The 16,975-nt window shown below is 60.6% G+C and carries 9 protein-coding genes and 2 pseudogenes; 6 read left to right on the top strand and 5 right to left on the bottom strand.

The features are described 5' to 3' along the window. Positions 1 to 581, top strand: a pseudogene (locus tag B5E60_RS13925) (M23 family peptidase); the annotation flags it as partial. A gap of 15 nt (positions 582 to 596) precedes the next feature. Here B5E60_RS13925 and B5E60_RS05370 read toward each other — a convergent pair. Further along, the gene (locus B5E60_RS05370; RefSeq protein WP_087310077.1) at positions 597 to 2,096 is read right to left on the bottom strand and encodes a hypothetical protein; all 1,500 of its coding nucleotides are present in this window, start codon (positions 2,094 to 2,096) and stop codon (positions 597 to 599) included. 203 nt (positions 2,097 to 2,299) lie between these two features. Between B5E60_RS05370 and B5E60_RS14460 the strand changes: the two are divergent. The 5 genes and pseudogenes from B5E60_RS14460 to B5E60_RS05350 all read left to right on the top strand — a co-directional run. Further along, positions 2,300 to 3,550 (top strand): annotated as a pseudogene (locus tag B5E60_RS14460) (glycoside hydrolase 5 family protein); the annotation flags it as partial. A 198-nt stretch (positions 3,551 to 3,748) separates the two neighbouring features. Further along, complete coding sequence (locus B5E60_RS14455; RefSeq protein ID WP_446697996.1) at positions 3,749 to 4,663, top strand: glycoside hydrolase family 26 protein; 915 nt, start codon at positions 3,749 to 3,751, stop codon at positions 4,661 to 4,663. A gap of 39 nt (positions 4,664 to 4,702) precedes the next feature. Further along, the gene (locus B5E60_RS05360) at positions 4,703 to 5,869 is read left to right on the top strand and encodes a glycoside hydrolase family 130 protein (RefSeq protein WP_087310073.1); all 1,167 of its coding nucleotides are present in this window, start codon (positions 4,703 to 4,705) and stop codon (positions 5,867 to 5,869) included. Positions 5,870 to 5,873: 4 nt separating this feature from the next. Further along, on the top strand, positions 5,874 to 7,298 hold the full coding sequence (locus B5E60_RS05355) for an MFS transporter (protein WP_087310071.1): 1,425 nt from the start codon (positions 5,874 to 5,876) through the stop codon (positions 7,296 to 7,298). Next, entirely contained in the window at positions 7,291 to 8,496 is a 1,206-nt protein-coding gene (locus B5E60_RS05350; RefSeq protein WP_087310069.1) for an AGE family epimerase/isomerase, read from the top strand. Before B5E60_RS05355 ends, B5E60_RS05350 begins: the two co-directional genes overlap by 8 nt. A 54-nt stretch (positions 8,497 to 8,550) precedes the next feature. On the opposite strand, the gene B5E60_RS05345 is transcribed toward B5E60_RS05350, so the two are convergent. The 4 genes from B5E60_RS05345 to B5E60_RS05330 are packed head-to-tail and all read right to left on the bottom strand — an operon-like array spanning position 8,551 to position 16,973. After that, positions 8,551 to 9,648, bottom strand: a complete 1,098-nt coding sequence (locus B5E60_RS05345) for a type I phosphomannose isomerase catalytic subunit (protein ID WP_143260672.1) — start codon at positions 9,646 to 9,648, stop codon at positions 8,551 to 8,553. Positions 9,649 to 9,650: 2 nt separating this feature from the next. Beyond that, a complete protein-coding gene (locus B5E60_RS05340) occupies positions 9,651 to 11,042 on the bottom strand; it encodes an MFS transporter (protein WP_087310065.1) in 1,392 nt (463 codons plus the stop codon). 58 nt (positions 11,043 to 11,100) lie between these two features. Further along, positions 11,101 to 14,097, bottom strand: coding sequence for a glycosyl hydrolase 2 galactose-binding domain-containing protein (locus B5E60_RS05335; RefSeq protein WP_087310063.1), 2,997 nt, complete (start codon positions 14,095 to 14,097; stop codon positions 11,101 to 11,103). A gap of 14 nt (positions 14,098 to 14,111) precedes the next feature. After that, the gene (locus tag B5E60_RS05330) at positions 14,112 to 16,973 is read right to left on the bottom strand and encodes a glycoside hydrolase family 2 protein (protein WP_087310061.1); all 2,862 of its coding nucleotides are present in this window, start codon (positions 16,971 to 16,973) and stop codon (positions 14,112 to 14,114) included. Positions 16,974 to 16,975 lie beyond the last annotated feature (2 nt).

Below are 16,975 nucleotides of genomic sequence, written 5' to 3'. Positions count from 1 at the left end.
CCCGTATCCAGAAGGGTTCGCTCTACGAACCGTTGTTCGTCCATCCCCGGCGTCTCGATCAGCCGCAGAGTCGCGCCGGAGTCGTCGTCCTGTCGCCCGTCTACCGTTTTCTTGAGGCCACGACGCCCCTTTACAGCTCGGCGTTGGTGACCATCCGGACCCAGGTGCCGCCCCGTCTGCGGTTGCATGCCGTCCTGGCCGGTCGCGGCAGCAAGGGTGGTCTTTATCACGTTGGCGGAACCTATTCGAATGGGGCCGTGACGGCCGTCACGCGCACGACAGGCGATCTGCTCGTCGTGGCCGACACGCTGCCCCCGACCGTCCGTCCGCTCTTTACCGACGGCGCGTCGCTCTCCTCGGCCGCCGAACTGCGTTTCCGCACGTCGGACAACTTCTCGGGCATCGCCTCCTGGACGCTCCTCATCGACGGCGAATGGGTCCCCTGCGACCGTTTCCCAATGAAAGGAACCCTCGTTCATCGCTTTGATCGTCCTGCAGCCCATCGTCGCCATACCTACGAACTGACGGTCCGCGACGGCTGCGGAAATACGGCCCGCTACACGGGGACATTCGTCCGGTAGACCCGGAGGCAACGCCTACTCCAGCGCCGTGTAGACAACCATCGATTCGGGATCGACGCGAATCCGGTCGCCGGCGCGCAGCGTCATCCCCTCAGCCACGGGAAGCAGGCGTTCCCCATCCAGTTTCAGCACACCCTCGACATAGAGATAGCGATCCAATCCGGCCAGCGGCAACCCCACCCCCTCCAGGGTCAGTTCAACAGCCAGATCCGGGTTCGTATTGACCACCGCCAGGGTCGGCTTGCCGTCAAACCGCCCCCACATGGCCCGGACCCCCGGCACATCACGAACCGTGCTCGCCAGGATCTGCGATCCCGTCGGGAAATAGCGGTTCAACAGCGCAATGGCATAATACCAGGGGCGAATCCGCTCCGTGGAAGCCCCATAACGCTCCTCGCCGAGAATATTCCAGAAACCCCAGACCTTGAGCCGCCCGGGCTCATTGACGTGCATGGCATCGTCGAGCATCCAGACGATACAGCCCGAATAGCCATGAGCCGCCGTCTGCATGATCGCATCGGCCATGTCGATCCCGTACAGGTGATCGAAGACGAACATCTGCGAATCGGTCGGCGAAGCATACGGGCATCGGGCGATGCGGCGTTCGTTCTCGGCGGCATAAGCCGCATCGCGCTCGTCGATGAACTTGATGCCGATCTCCCCCATGATCATCGGAGACTCCGCCGGGGCCGCCGCCCGATAAGCCGCAATCATCTCACCATACTCCCCGGCATTGATTTCCGCCTTGGAGGGATAGGTGTGAATATCGTACAGACCAATGGCGTCGCCCAGTTCATCGGCCGTCCGGCTCACCCAGTCCGTCTCGGCCGTCGTCCAGACCGCCGCGTCGGGACCGACCAGCGCCACCCGATCGTCCACCCCGTATCGCCGGAGCGAAGCATGCATCGCCCGGGCCGCCCGGATCCACAGGCTGCAGTTGCCTTGCGTAGAGGACCAGGAGCCATTGGGCTCGTTTACCATATTAAAATAGCGGATACAGGTATAACCGCACTCCTCCAGAAGATAGCGGACCATCTTCGCACTCTGTTCAATGCGGTTTTCATCCACCGTTTCAGCCTCCACATCCACAAAACCGCCGCCCCAGTCTCCGAAAACCACCGGAATGGAGCGCTCCGTACAATAACCCAGAATCATGTGCAGGTCCTCCATGTTCGATGCGGGGTCAAACTCGCCATCGGTCAGATACGAGCCGATTCCGCTCATAACCCGCACGATCCGCGGCGAAAGATAATCGAGTCGCGTCTCCAACCGGAGCCGATCCGCAGCCGAGAAATGTCCGTCGTCGTTATGGACATCATAGGGGTCCCACTGCACGCCGCACCCGATATAAGCCTCGTCAAGGACCCGGCTGTCCAGCATCAGCGAGCCCTGCCGGACCGGAAGGGAGGGTTGCGGCAGCGGAGCGTCATCGGAATTCGCACAGGCTGCAGGCAGCGACAGCGCAACGGAAAAACGCCACAGCCAACAGAAACAAAGGTTCATCGCACGTTTCATATTTTCGGGATTTCAAGTATATATGCAAATTTAGGGAATGATTCTCCTCTCCGACTCCTATTATTCTGTCAAAAACCGATTCTCTTCGGACTTCTCGTGCCAAAGCGCGTGCGAAAGAATAAAAAAGTACAATCTTCTGTCGGAATATCATATTTCTCCTCGCATCCAAATAGCTATCTTTGTTTAAAAACTAACTCCGGATTATGAACCGCTTGCTTATATTCGCCATTTGGGCGCTGTTCGGACTGGGAAGTTGCACCGCCCAAACGGACACGGTCGAATTCGCCCGCGTCGAAAACGCCCGATTCGTCACTCCCCACGCCTCACCCTATTTCGTGGGAGCCAATTTCTGGTATGGCGCCTTGCTGGCCGCCGAGGACCCCCAGGCAGGCCGCGAACGCCTGTGCCGGGAACTCGACCGGATGAAACAGGCGGGCGTCACGAACCTCCGGATCCTGGTGGGTTCCGAAGGCCGGGAGGGTGTCATTTCGAAGGTCGAACCCATCCTGCAAACCGCACCGGGCGTCTACAACGAAAAAGCCCTTGACGGCCTGGATTTCCTGCTGTCCGAACTCGGGAAACGGCAGATGTACGCCGTGCTTTACCTGACCAATTCGTGGGAGTGGAGCGGCGGTTATTCTCAATACCTCGAATGGAGCGGGTGCGGCACCTATCCCATACCGGGACGCGACGGCTGGGATGCCTTTATCAAATACGTATCCCAATACCATCAAAGAGAACTGACAGACAGTTGCAAGCAGCTATTCTTCAACCACGTACGCAGCATCGTCACGCGGACGAACCGCTATACGGGACGCCCCTATACCGAGGACCCGGCCATCTTCTCCTGGCAGATCGCCAACGAACCGCGGGCCTTCACCGACGCCAACAAAGAGCGCTTTTTCGAATGGATCGAAGCTACGGCCCGCCTGTTGAAAGAGCTGGATCCCAACCACATGGTCTCGACAGGCAGTGAAGGCGAAAACGGCTGCGAAGGCGATTTGGAACTTTGGGAGCGGATCCATGCCATTCCCGAAATCGATTATGCCAACATCCATATCTGGCCCTACAACTGGGGGTGGATTCAACGCGAAAGCGTTGCCCAAGCGTGCGATACGGCCTGCCGCAATGCCCTCGATTACATCGACCGGCACGCCGCTGCGGCCCAGCGTCTGGGCAAGCCCCTGGTGATCGAGGAGTTCGGCTATCCCCGCGACGGATTCAGTTTCACCCCCGGCACCCCGACCCGCTCCCGCGACCAATTCTATCGCACGATCTTCTCCCGCCTGCTGCGCGACGCCGCAACGGGAGGAATCATTGCCGGCTGCAACTTTTGGGGTTGGGGCGGCTACGCGAAACCTGCACATCTGCGGTGGCAGCCGGGCGACGACTATTGCGGCGACCCGGCACAGGAGGAGCAGGGGCTCAATTCGGTTTTCGTCTCCGATACGACAACGCTCCGTGAAATCGCGCAAACGAACCGCACCTTGCAACTCCATGCCGCATCACTGACCAGTGGCAGCGGGAACCGCACTCCGGCCGAAATACTCCGCACGTTTCGCACCACAGCCGCTTCGGGGTGCTTTTTGTTCGGCCAGCAGGACTACCCTTTCTACGGCGTATCCTGGGCTTACGAACCGGGACGCAGCGATGTGAGCGATGTCTGCGGCGACCGCCCGGCTGTGTTGGGGTGCGATCTGGGCGAGCTGGAACTGGCAAAAGGGCGCAATCTCGACGGAGTGCCTTTCGAAACGATGCGGCGCATGATTGTCGATCACCATCGGCTCGGAGGCGTGGTCACCTTGAGCTGGCATCCGCGGAATCCGCTGACTGGAGGCGATGCATGGGATGTCTCCCAACGGAATGTCGTGCGCGAAGTGCTGCCGGGCGGGAGCTGCCACGCCCGCTTTACGGAATGGCTCGACGGCGTTGCCGCGTTCATCAACTCGCTCCGCACGGCGGATGGCGAAGTCATTCCGGTCCTTTTCCGCCCCTGGCACGAACACACCGGGAGCTGGTTCTGGTGGGGAGAGAAGCTCTGCACGCCCGACGAGTACAAGGAGTTGTGGTGGATGACTGTCGACCGGCTCCGGATGCGAGGAGCGCAAATCGTAACCGTCTACTCGCCGAATCCCTGCATGGAGACCGCCCAATACCTCGAACGCTGGCCCGGAGATGCCTGGGTCGACGTCCTCGGACTGGATACCTACGACGGAGAGGGCTCGGAGCGGTTCATTGCCGCGCTGAATCGGTCGCTGGCCGTCATGGATTCCCTTTCGCGGGATACGGGCAAGCCCTACGTCGTATCGGAGACAGGGCGTGAGGGGATTCCCGAAGCGGCGTGGTGGAGCGGCCATCTGCTGCGCGGCATCGGAACATATACCCCTTCCTATGTTTTGGTATGGCGCAATGCGCCGGCCGACACCAAGCCCGGGCACTTCTATGCCCCATGGCCCGGGCAAGCATCCGAGGAGGATTTCCTGCGCTTTCACGCCGACTCCCGCACCCTCTTTCTCGGAGACAGACTCCCTGCGGGAAAAAACGGCAAACCGGATTCCCGACCGTAAACACACAGAAGATAACACCGAAAACGCAATAAGATAGACATGGAATCGTTTCAGAAACGCATGGCCGAGCTGGAAGCCGGCTACGAAGCTCTCATTACCCGTCCCAATGTCCCCGATCCGGCCTATAACGGCATCTATACCCGTTATCGTCATCCGATCCTGACGGCCGCCCACACGCCGCTCTTCTGGCGCTACGACCTCGACCCCCGGAGCAATCCCTTCTGCATGGAGCGGATCGGCGTCAATGCCGTAATGAACTCCGGCGCCATCAAGTTCAACGGGCGCTATCTGGTTATGGCACGTGTAGAGGGTGCCGACCGCAAATCGTTTTTCGCCGTGGCCGAATCACCGAACGGAATCGACAACTTCCGCTTCTGGGACTATCCCGTGACGATGCCCGAGTATGGCGAACAGGCGACCAATATCTACGACATGCGCCTGACGGCGCACGAAGACGGCTGGATCTACGGGATCTTCTGCGTCGAGCGCAAGGACCCCGCCGCCCTGCCCGGCGATCTCTCCTCCGCCGTAGCTGCGGCCGGCATAGCTCGCACAAAGGACCTCGTGAACTGGGAGCGGTTGCCGGACCTGAAAAGCCGCAGCCAGCAGCGCAACGTCGTGCTGCACCCCGAATTCGTCGACAGCAAGTATGCCCTCTACACCCGACCGCAGGACGGCTTCATCGATGCCGGCAACGGCGGCGGCATCGGCTGGGCGCTCATCGACGACATCACCCATGCCGAGATACACGAGGAGCGGATCATCAACGAACGTTTCTACCACACCATCAAGGAGGTCAAGAACGGCGAAGGACCTCATCCGATCCGCACGCCGCAAGGATGGCTGCACCTGGCCCATGGCGTCCGTGGGTGTGCCGCGGGACTGCGCTACGTGCTTTACCTTTACATGACCGAACTGGAGCGCCCCTGGGTGCCGATCGCCGAACCGGGCGGGCTGCTGATGGGCCCGACGGGAGGAGAACGGGTGGGAGACGTTTCAAACGTACTCTTTTCGAACGGATGGATTGTCGAACCCGACGGCCGCGTATTCATCTATTACGCCTCAAGCGACACCCGCATGCATGTGGCGACCTCGACCGTCGACCGATTGGTGGACTACTGCCTGCACACACCGGCCGACGGACTGACGACAGGCCGCAGCGTCGAAATACGCAAACAGCTGATCGACAAAAACCTCAAACATTGACCTTATGGCTGCACCGCTTTCCGAAAAGATCGGCTACGGGCTCGGCGACATGTCATCGAGCATGTTCTGGAAGATCTTCTCCTACTACCTGCCCTTTTTCTATTCGAACATTTTCGGCCTGTCTCTCGAACACGCCGCCATGATGCTGCTCATCACCAAGCTGGTCGATGCGGTCTTCGACCCGGTCATGGGAGTCGTCTGCGACCGGACGACTTCGCGTTGGGGACGCTATCGCCCCTATCTGCTCTGGATTGCCGTGCCGTTCGCCGCGGCGGGTGTACTGACCTTCACGACACCCGATCTGGACTACACGGGCAAACTGATCTGGGCCTATGCGACCTATATGCTGATGATGATCATCTACTCGGCCATCAACGTCCCCTATGGCGCCATGCTCGGCGTAGTGACCGCCGATTCCCAGGAACGCACGGTCTTCTCCTCCTACCGGATGTTTTTCGCCTATGGCGGGTCGTTCCTGGCGCTGGCACTCTTTGAACCCCTCTGCAGTCTCTTCACCCCGCCGTTCGCCGAGGCGGACCAGACGGCAAGGATCGCCGCCGAAGCCCGGGGCTGGCAAATGGCCATGGTCGTCATCGGAGTGCTCTGTGCCGTGCTCTTCTTCCTTTGCTTCCGTATGACACGAGAGCATGTGAAAACCTCCTCCGAGGCGAAAAGCGCCCGGCACAGCGTTATCGGCGACATCCGCTCGCTGGTGACCAACGGCCCGTGGTGGATTCTGCTCGGCGTGGCCATCTGCGTGCTGCTTTTCAATTCGATCCGTGGCGGTGTTGCGGCCTACTATTTCAAGGATTATCTAGGCGAGGAGAACTTGCTGGGCGGCAACCTGTTGCTCACCTGCGGCGCATTCCTGGCCATCGGCGAGGTCGCCAACATGTTGGGCGTGACGCTCGCGTCGCCCGTCGCCCGCCGGATCGGAAAGAAACAGACCTATATGCTGGCCCTCATCGGATCGGGAGTCTTGAGCGCCATCTTCTTCCACCTGCCGCTCTCGGTGGCGGGCTGCTGGGCGATCGTCATACTGCAGGTGCTCATTTCGGCCTTTGCGGGGATGACCTTTCCGCTGCTGTGGAGCATGTTCGCCGATGTGGCCGACTACTCCGAGCTGAAGCATGGGCACAGTTCGACGGGCCTGATCTTCTCCTCGTCGTCCATGTCCCAGAAATTCGGTGGAGCATTTGGAAGCGCCCTTATACTCTGGCTGTTGGCCGCCTACGGATACGATACGGCCGCCGACGCCGTGCAATCCGGACAGACGCTCTTCGGCTTGAGAATGCTCATGAGCTATCTGCCGGCCGCGGGATGCGCACTGGCCGCCCTGCTGTTGGCCCTATATCCGTTGACCGACCGCCGCATGAAGCATATTATCAACGAATTGTCGATACTCAGAAAAAAAGGGAATCATGAATAACCGATTGAAAACATTTCGGCAGGAGCTGCTCGATGAACTCGAACACGACATCCTGCCCTTCTGGATCGAACGGGTGATGGCTCCTGCCGAATCGCGATTCTATGGCCGCATAGGCGGCGACGGCAGGCTCTATCCCGACGCCGATCAAAGCGCCGTACTCTACGGTCGCCTGGTATGGACCTTCTCGGCCGCCTACCGGATGACAGGGAGCCGAGAGCTACTCGCGGCCGCGACCTGTGCCCGCAACTACCTTTTCGACCATTTCATCGATCCGGAGTACGGCGGGGTCTACTGGTCGGTACATGCCGACGGCACGCCGGCCAATATGCGCAAACAATTCTATGCGCTGGGATTCGCCATCTATGGATTGAGCGAATATGCGCGTGCGACGGGTGACGAACGTTCGGCGAAGGAGGCCTGGCGGCTTTTCGAAGCCATCGAGGCCCATTCGTTCGATTCGCAGCATGGCGGCTACCTCGAAGCGGCCGCCCGCGACTGGTCGCCGCTGGAGGATGTCCGCCTGAGCGACAAGGATGCCAACGAGCACAAAACGATGAATACGCACCTGCATATCCTCGAAGGGTATGCCAATCTGTTGCGGCTTTACCCCTCGGAGGAGCGACTGCGCAACCAGACGCGGCGTCTGCTCGAATGTTTCTTTACGCACATCATGACTCCGGATGGACATCTCGGGCTCTTTTTCGACGAAACGTGGCACAACCGATACCCGAACGACGTCTCGTTCGGTCACGACATCGAAGCGTCGTGGCTGCTTTTCCGCACGGCCCAGACGTTGGGCGACGGCGAACTGCTCAAACGGGCTCACGACTGCTGCATACGGATCGCCGAGGCGGCACTCGAAGGCTATCAGCCCGACGGAAGCATGATCTACGAGCGGCATGCCGATGGGAAGATCGACAGCGAGCGTCATTGGTGGGTACAGGCCGAGACGGTCATCGGGCTCTACTACCTCTACCGTTACTTCGGACAGCCTAAAGCGATCGAGGGGGCAATGCGGACCTGGGAGTATATCCGCACGCACCTGATCGACCGGGAAGGTGGAGAATGGTGGTGGAGCATTCTCCCGAACGGTGCGATCAACCGGTCCGACGACAAGGCTGGATTTTGGAAATGTCCCTACCACAATGCCCGGATGTGTATGGAGGTCACAACGCTCATCGGCTCGGAGGGCAACTGACCGTCCGTTCCCGGGTTCGCCGCGAGAGTGCCGGACGGCGAACCCAGGAGCGGGCTATCGCGGCGGGTTGCAGCACAACAAGCGCATCCGCTCGTCGGACACCACCCGCCATTCGAGGTTGCGAACCCGGGCCGGGAGGAAGAGTTCATCCCCCTGGCGGACCTCCATCTCGAAGTCGCCGGCACGGACAACTCCGCTACCCCGATAGACGATAACGACGCGGAAATCCCCCGTGGGAGAAAGGATCGATACGGAGGGTATTTCGAGTTCCGAAAGGCTGAAGCAGCCGGTGTGCCGGCTGATGAGATGTTTCAGAAGCGAACCGTCGGGCAGGATTTCGATACGGGGTTCAATTTTCCACCGCCGAAGCGTCTCGTCGAGCGAGAGCGAATCGTAATGGAAACAGTCAAGCATCCGCTCCTCCCCCACCCCCTGATGCACCAACATACCGCTCAGCAAGGCTCCCGCGGGAGTCGTTTTCTCGACGCGCATCGTATAGTCGGTCGGCTCCTGCAGTTCGAGCAGGAAACAGCCGCTCCCGATGGCATGAGGGACACCTCCATGGATGATAAACACGTCGCCCGGTTTGACACGGACCTTGTGCAAGGCATCGATCATGCCGGAAATGTCCTGCCGAAGGAACAAATCACGCCACTTGGCCCGATCGACTCCCTCCTTGAATCCAAACAGGACATAGCTCTCTTCGCCGCCGACCGGTCGCGTATCCAGCACATACCACCCCTCGGTCTTCCCGAAACGGGAGTTCAGGCACTCGGCAGCGAACCGTTTGTCGGGGTGAACCTGAATGGTCAGCCGCTCGCGGGAGTCGAGCATCTTAGTCAGCAGGGCCGGATTGCCATATTCGCGGGCGATCCGTTCGCCGAGGAAAGCCTCCTCGTCCCCGGCAATCAGTTCCGTCATCGGCACCGTTCTGCCGTCGGGCAGCATGAAGACCGAGACCCCTTCATTCTCGGGACGGTTGTCGCCCCGGGCCACCACGGTCGAGGCCACCCACTCCTCCGGCATATCGCCATCCTCGCACGAGGGAGAATTTTTCCACCGGTCGATCATCGCGCCGCCGCAATAGGAGCGCCAAACCCGGTTAGGAAGTTGTTTCAGCGGGATCTCCGCATATTTCCGATACTTGCCCACGATTATTCACATTGATGTTTATCGCCGATCCGGCCCGCCAGCAAAAATACGGACAACAGGGCCAGCGGAATCAACAAAACCCCGACCACGAATAACGGCACCCAATGACCTCCGGCCGTCAGATGCGGAACCAGATACATCATGATGACCGTACCCAACACGGCGGCAGCGCCGCCCAGTCCGGCGAGCGAGCCGACCGTCTTGCCGGAGTGGAGATCGCTCGGCAGGGTCTGGATGTTGACAATGGCGAATTGGAAACCGCCCAGCACCGGAATGAGGACGAACGACGCCGTGAGGGCCGACTGCGCAAAGGCGGCGCCGATCATGCCGGGAATCATCAGGAGACACCCGACAGCAATCGTCATCCGGCGAGCATAATTGAGCGTATGACCCCGGTCGATCAGCCAGCCGGAGAGCCATCCGCCGGCAATCCCGCCCACGGCCGCACCGATGAAGGGAATCCAGGCCGTAGCAGCAATCTGTTCGAGTCCGAGTCCATACACCTCCTTCAGATAGATCGGCAGCCAGGTCATAAAGATCCACCACACCGGATCAAGAAAAAAGCGACTCAGGATGACGGCATAACTGCTCTTCATCGACAGCAAGCGGCCCAACGGCAGGGTTCGTTCGGCGGTGGACTGCTCACGGGGCTGACCCGCAAGGATATACTGCCGCTCTTCGTCGGTGATCCACGGATGCTCCCGCGGACCGCTCTTGGCAACGGCCCACCACGGAATGATCCACAGCAGGCAGACGGCACCCAGCGTCAGGAACGACACCTTCCATCCGAAATTGAGGAACAGCAACGAGATGATAACCGGCGAGATGATGTTTCCGACGGCACTCGCCGCGCCGAAGGCACCCTGAGCCGTAGCCCGCTCCTTGAGCGGGAACCACTCGGCATTCACCTTCACGGTCCCGGGCCACGGTCCCGCCTCGCCGATACCGAGCATCATGCGGAAGAAGGTCAGCGACCGCAATCCCCGGGCAAAGGCCGTGAGCGTGATGGCCCATCCCCAGACAAAGGCGGAGATGGCAAAACCCTTGCGGATCCCGACCCGGTCGAAGAGTTTGCCGAAGATAATCTGACTCAGGCCGTAGGCGATCATAAAGAAGATATAGGTATAGGCCAGTATCTCCTTCGACTCATTCGCCCGGTGTTCGGCGACGATCGCCTGCTGCTCCGCTTCGGGCAGCAACAACTCCTCTGCGGTGAGTTCCCGGTCGGAGATCAGTCCCAGATCGGTTGCGATTCCCGGCTGGATCACGACACCCGTCGACGGATCGACCTCGTCATTCCACATGTAGTTCAACGTACTGCGGTCGAGGATGTTGATGACTGTCACCAAGGTCGTCAGAGCCATCACCCACCAGCGCAAGCCTTTAATTTTCATGTTGGATCACATTTGATGAAGAGCGGCCCGGAGCATCCTCACCGGCCCGCAATACCGATTACTTCCGTACCGCGTGGCTGTTCCGCGGGGTGTTCCACCCCTCGACCAGCAGCGAATACTCCCGCGACCGATCCAAAGCGTCGAAGGAGATGCTCACCTCGCGCGACTCGCCGGGAACCAGCGACAGGTAGTTGTCCCCGTAGACAGCCGGAAGGATCCGCTCGCCCGTCTGCCGGTCAACCAGCAGCATCCGCAGCATCAGCACCACCCGGTCGGTCGTATTGTCGAGCGAGACGGTCACCACCTCGCGGCCGCCGACCCGTTTGTGCGAAACCGACACTTCCGGCTCAGCCTGCGCCATATCCGAGAGTTCCCGATAATCGAGGTACTCCGTACCGCGCCAGTAGAAGTTGGACGAAAGGAGACTGCCTGCCGAGTCGTGGAGCGTCAGCCGGATGAAATGCACGGAGGAGATCTCCGCGGGGTAGGTCATCGTGCGGACATCGTTCACACTGTTCGACGGGGCATCGGCCGCCGACTCGAACTTCCCGACCAACCGGCCGTCCAGATCGTAGAGCTCGCCCCGGACCTTCAAGTCCTTGAGATTACCGAGCGTGTTGTTCACGACCTGTACCTTCTCGTTGTCGGCACGCCACATCACATGAACCGGCTCACAAGCCGTCTTGAAGGCGAAATAGGCCGCCGTCGGTTCATAATAGTAGTCGTAGGTCTGGCAGATGAGCGACGGCCAGGCCGGGTGCGACATCCAGACCATCACGCCCGGACCGCGGTTGCTCTGCCAGGACTCCATCAGCGCCTTCGGACCCTCCATGTTGAGCATCTGGGCCTTGCGGCAGAAATCCTCGATGCTGCGGGCCTCGCCGTAGCTGCGCGTCATGTCGTCGGTGAAGATCTGCACGCGGGGCTGCGTCCAGTCGTGAAGCCCCCACATGTCATTGATCGGCCACAGCGATTCAGCCGGCATCATGGCGCGTATACTCTCCAGATTGGGCGGTGTTACGATACCTTGCTCGCTGTGGAACGTCGTTCCCCGATGAGTCAGATACCACTTGGGATCTTTCGTCTCATAGGGGCCGAGACCCGTCACCGGGGCATGGGCAGAACTCGACAGATAATAGCGCGTACCATCCAGCAAACCCGTCGTATAACGCATCGCCGAATCGAGCGCCGCGGGCGGATAACCCTCGTTGCGGCCCGTCCAGACCGACACCGAGGCGTGGTTGCGGAAGTGGCGGATCTTGTCGCACACGTTGCGCATGAACATGGCGTTGTCAGTCGGATGGGGGCCGTCGACCGGATTGGCCAGCCAGAAGTCGTCCCAGATCAGAATGCCGTAACGGTCGCAGGCCTCATAGAATTCATCGTCGCCCTCCATGCCGATCCAGTTGCGGATCATATTCAGATTCATCTCCTTGTGCAGCCGGACATAGGTGTCGTATCGCTTCGCGTCGCAATGCAGCATGGCGTCGGCCATCCCCCAGTTGCCGCCCCTGACAAGGATGGGATGGCCGTTCACCCAGATCCGGAAGTTGTTGTTCACGACCGTATAGGCATACTGACGGATTCCGAAGACCACCCGCTCGTTGTCGGAGACGCGCTCACCCTGCCGGAAAGTCAAGTCGAGCGTGTAAAGCGGCTGTCCGCCATAGCCGTTGGGCCACCACAGCCGGGGCTTTTCGAAACGAAGTTGCGGAAACTCCTGCGGCGTGAGCCGCACCGTCCGGTTCCCGGAGGCCGGCAGCGAGACCGGCAGCGAGAACTCCACCTCCCCGATCGCACCTTCGAGCCACCCCTCGACCGGATGGGCGGCGCGGTTTTCGAGCCCGACCTCGATCTCCAGATCCGCACGCGACGTATCGGGCAGCGGAAGGAGCGTCTTCACGAAGGGATCCACAATCACGACATCGTCCGTCGCCGAGAGGTAGACATCGTTCCAAATGCCCGTATTGCGTCCGCGAATCGTCGGCATCCAGTTCCAGCCGATGCTGGCCAGGAAGGTAGGGCTGTCGAGACCGATGATGCCGCCATTGTCGTCCGGATCGTTCAGATGCTGTTCGGTGACGGCTCCGGGATTGTCGTTGCGGAAGACCAGCACGGCCACCGCATTCCGCTCACCGGCCCGCACCAACTCCGTAACGTCGAACGACGAGCGGATAAAGGCCCCCTCGATACGCCCGGCCCGGATTCCGTTGACAAAGACATCGGCCTTCCAGTTCACACCGTCGAAGTTGAGCCAGATCCGTCGGCCGGCAAACTCGGTCGGCAGATCGAATTCGTTGCGGTACCAGAAGTCGGCAGTAAAGAATTCGTCGGAAATCATCAACTGCTGGGCCCCGTAGTTGGGATCGGGCAGTGCTCCGATCGCCAGATAACTGCCAAGGACCGTTCCGGGCACACGGGCCGGAATCCACCCCTCGGTGTCGAATCCCAAGGCGGAAACCCGCTCTCCGGCGACTTCGACATAAGAGCTGCGCTGCAGTACCCAGTCGTTGTTGCGCAGTTCGTAGCGGCCGTCAATCAACGCATTGCCTTCAGGCCGCGGCGCCGCGGCGAAACGCTCGGGACCGAAGATCGAGAATTCACAGATAACCAGGTTCTCCCGATTCGGATTCTCACAACGAATCCGTACATAACGGGCCCGGCAACGGCCGAACCGGAGCGAATCCACCCCTCCGGATATACCCGAACGACGGGCCACTCGTCTCCATCCCTCGGGTCGGACGGGTGTGCCGGAAGAGGCGGTTTCGACCGTATAGTCCGAGGCGAAGCATGTGCCCCAGCGGATCACGGCCCGGTCGAACGACAGTTCGGCGCCCAGATCGACGTAGATCCAGGGGGCGGCCTCGTCCCTGCTCATCCAGTAAGTGTCGGCGTGGCCGTCGGTCACCAGATGGGCCGTATGGTCGTAATCGGCAGCGGCAGATTGATAGCAGGCCCGGTTCAGTGCAATGTTCAACTCCGGCTCGGCGGGTCGTGCAAGACCGGAACCCGCAACCGCCAGCGCACACAGGGTCAGACAACGTTTTCCGATCATCGATGCGCAGTTCTTTACAGGGTTAACAGCGTTTTTTTATCGAAATTATATCCTTCGGCCGAGAAGACCGCAGCGTCCGCACTCGGGAATTCCGCCTCCACGATCCGTTTCTCGCCGGGTAGCAGGTGGATGTACCCCTCCGAAATATAGGCGGGCAGGATGGCTTCGCCGCTCCCGGCCTTCCGGACATTGAACTTGACGGCCAGAGCGGTCGTCGAGGCCGTATTGGTCACCTCGATGCGCACGCGGCGGCTGCCGTCCTTGCTGCCCGACCCGAGCAGGCGCGCCCGAAGCGTCGGAGCCGCCACCTCGTTCAGCGCGGTGAAATCCCGCTTCGCACTGCGCAGGTAGTCATTGACCGACACGCGCCGACCCTTGACGAAGAGTTCCAAACGCAACAGATGGTCCGGATCGCCCGCAAGCGGCTCCAGCACGGTGACCGGCGTCACGCCGTTGGCCGCAATGGCGTCGAGATTCTCCGAACGTTTGTCCAGCCGTTTGCCGTCGAACGTATAGCGCGTGATGACGACGCGGGCCTGGCGGCAGTCTCTGCGGGTGGTGTTAACCACCAGAATCTGCCCGTCGTGGGGATTGGCCTGCACATGGAGCGGCTCACAGGCCTTACGGCAGCCGTAGAACGATCCATGGGTCTCGAAATCCCACGTGTAGGTCTGCCATTCAAGACTCGGCCAGGCCGGATGGCTCATCCACAGCAGGACACCCGTCGTGGAATTCCACATGCGGCTGTTCCACGATTCAAGCATGGCCCGATGGCTGTCGTAATTGATCAACTGGACCTTGCGGCAGAAATCGTCGAGCGACTCGGCCTTGCCGTAGAGTTTGTCGACGGCCTGGCAGTACTCCGGCAACCCGAAATGCAGGTCGTGATAATACCACGTGTCGCTAATGGGCCACTGCTCCGACTCGGGAATGAACTTGCGCATCGACTCCGCCGTGGGAACCGACGGCGAACCCAATTCGGTCGTGAAACCGTAGGCCTGCACGGTGAAGTACTCCTTTTCGTCGATGTAGTGCCACGGACCGCTCGTGCGGAGGTTCATGTAGCGCGAATTAGGGCTGTAGAAGCGGGTTCCGTCCTCCTCGGCGATCAGCCGTTCGAGACGCGGAGCCATCGTCGGCGTGGCATAACCCTCGTTGCGCGGGCCCCAGACGGCAATCGACGGATGGTTGCGGAAACGCTTGACGGTCTGGACGGCATTTTCGATAAAAAGGTTTTCGTCATTGACATTCAGATTGCTGCCCTCGGTCGAGATCCAGAAGTCGTTCCACACCAACATCCCGTACTCATCGCACAATGCATAGAAGACCTCTTCGGTCGACTCCCCGGTCCAGTTGCGCACCATGTTGAAACCCTCCTCGCGGTGGAGCCGGAAAGCCGGTTCGAGCCGCTGGCGCGACACGCGCTTCATGCCGTCGTCCATGCCCCAGTTGCCGCCGCGGCAGAAGATCCGCACGCCGTTGCAGCGCAATACCAGATAGGGCGACGTCGCATCTTTCTCGATGCGCCGCAAACGGGAAATATCGACCCCTTCGCGGAAGGCCGGAACCACGACATCCTTCACCACGGAGCGCCGGTGGAACGTATTGAAGATCGGCTCGCCATCACGCACGTCGTTCGTGGGCTGGAACTCGAAACGAATCTCCTCACCCTGAGGCGTATCGGCCGTCAGTTCGTAGGAGAACTCCCGAACGCCGAAGCGAACCTGCTCACTGTCGGATTCCACGCCGTTGCACGCCACCCGCAGATCGAGGTCATACATCGACTGATCGCCATAGCCGTTCGGCCACCACAATTTCGGGTTCTCCACATGCAACCCTGGGATTTCGGCGGGCGAGAGGCTCACCGTGCGGGTCTCTCCGGCAGCCAAATCGACCGGATACTCGAACTCGGTCATGCCGTCGATCCGTCCGCTCAACACGACTCGGCGCGGTTCGGCGGCGTGGTTGGTCATCTCCGTGCGAATCGTCACGTCGGCCGACGAGATGTCGGGCAGCGGCAGATCGGTCACCACCTGCGGATAGGCCAGCGTCACGTCGCCCGTATATACGAGGGAGACATCCTGCCAGATACCGATATTGCGGTCGCGGATGCCGGGAATCCAGTCCCAGCCCTCCGAACTGATGAAGGTCGGGCCGTCCAGACAGAGCTGTCCGCCGTTGGGTCCGCGTCCGGCCGCTTTCGACTGCTCGTGCGGAATACCCGGGTTGTAGGGAGGATAGATCTTCACGGCCAACACGTTCTGCTCGGCGAAGCACTCCGTCACATCGAAGAGCCCCTCGACAAAGGCTCCGCGGATGTCGCCGAGTTTCCGGCCGTTGAGCCAGACGTCGGCCCGGTAGTTGATTCCCTCGAAGTTCAGCCACACGCGGCGCCCGGCGGCATCGGCCGGACGATCGAAGCGGATCCGGTACCACCACTCCTGACGGCAGAGGCTCTCGGGAATGGCCATGTTGTTCAGACCGTAGTAGGGATCGGGATAGATGCCGGCCTCGACCAACGTGGTCAGCACCGTTCCCGGGACCACGGCATTATACCACTCTGAAGTATCATACGCGGCACTGAAGAGCGATCCGCCCTGGGCCACGACCCGATCGGCATCGGTCATCTCCCAGCCGCCGGCCAACCGCCACGTGGCGTCACCAGACTTTTCGAGCCGCACCTCAACGGGCTGTTTGGCCTTGGGAACCGCCTGTTGGGGTGGTGTCTTGGATTTCGGAAGTTCCGACTCGGGCTGCGGAACGATCAGCCCGAAGTTGGTCGGAGGCAGCGGTCGCGCACTCTTCTGTGCCTCCGCATCCTCGGCGAAGGCCAGCAACGACAGGGCAAGCATGGCAAGTCCGGTATTCAAACGCATGG

Source organism: Alistipes sp. An116 (assembly GCF_002161005.1).
Lineage (GTDB): Bacteria > Bacteroidota > Bacteroidia > Bacteroidales > Rikenellaceae > Alistipes > Alistipes megaguti.
Note: the sequence above shows the minus strand (reverse complement) of the source record. Positions and strands in the feature narration are given on the sequence as shown.

Coding starts and splice junctions, on each gene's coding strand:
- B5E60_RS05370 (WP_087310077.1), bottom strand. CDS start 2,096: ATGAAACGTGCGATGAACCTTTGTTTCTGTTGGCTGTGGCGTTTTTCC.
- B5E60_RS05360 (WP_087310073.1), top strand. CDS start 4,703: ATGGAATCGTTTCAGAAACGCATGGCCGAGCTGGAAGCCGGCTACGAA.
- B5E60_RS05355 (WP_087310071.1), top strand. CDS start 5,874: ATGGCTGCACCGCTTTCCGAAAAGATCGGCTACGGGCTCGGCGACATG.
- B5E60_RS05350 (WP_087310069.1), top strand. CDS start 7,291: ATGAATAACCGATTGAAAACATTTCGGCAGGAGCTGCTCGATGAACTC.
- B5E60_RS05340 (WP_087310065.1), bottom strand. CDS start 11,042: ATGAAAATTAAAGGCTTGCGCTGGTGGGTGATGGCTCTGACGACCTTG.
- B5E60_RS05335 (WP_087310063.1), bottom strand. CDS start 14,097: ATGATCGGAAAACGTTGTCTGACCCTGTGTGCGCTGGCGGTTGCGGGT.
- B5E60_RS05330 (WP_087310061.1), bottom strand. CDS start 16,973: ATGCGTTTGAATACCGGACTTGCCATGCTTGCCCTGTCGTTGCTGGCC.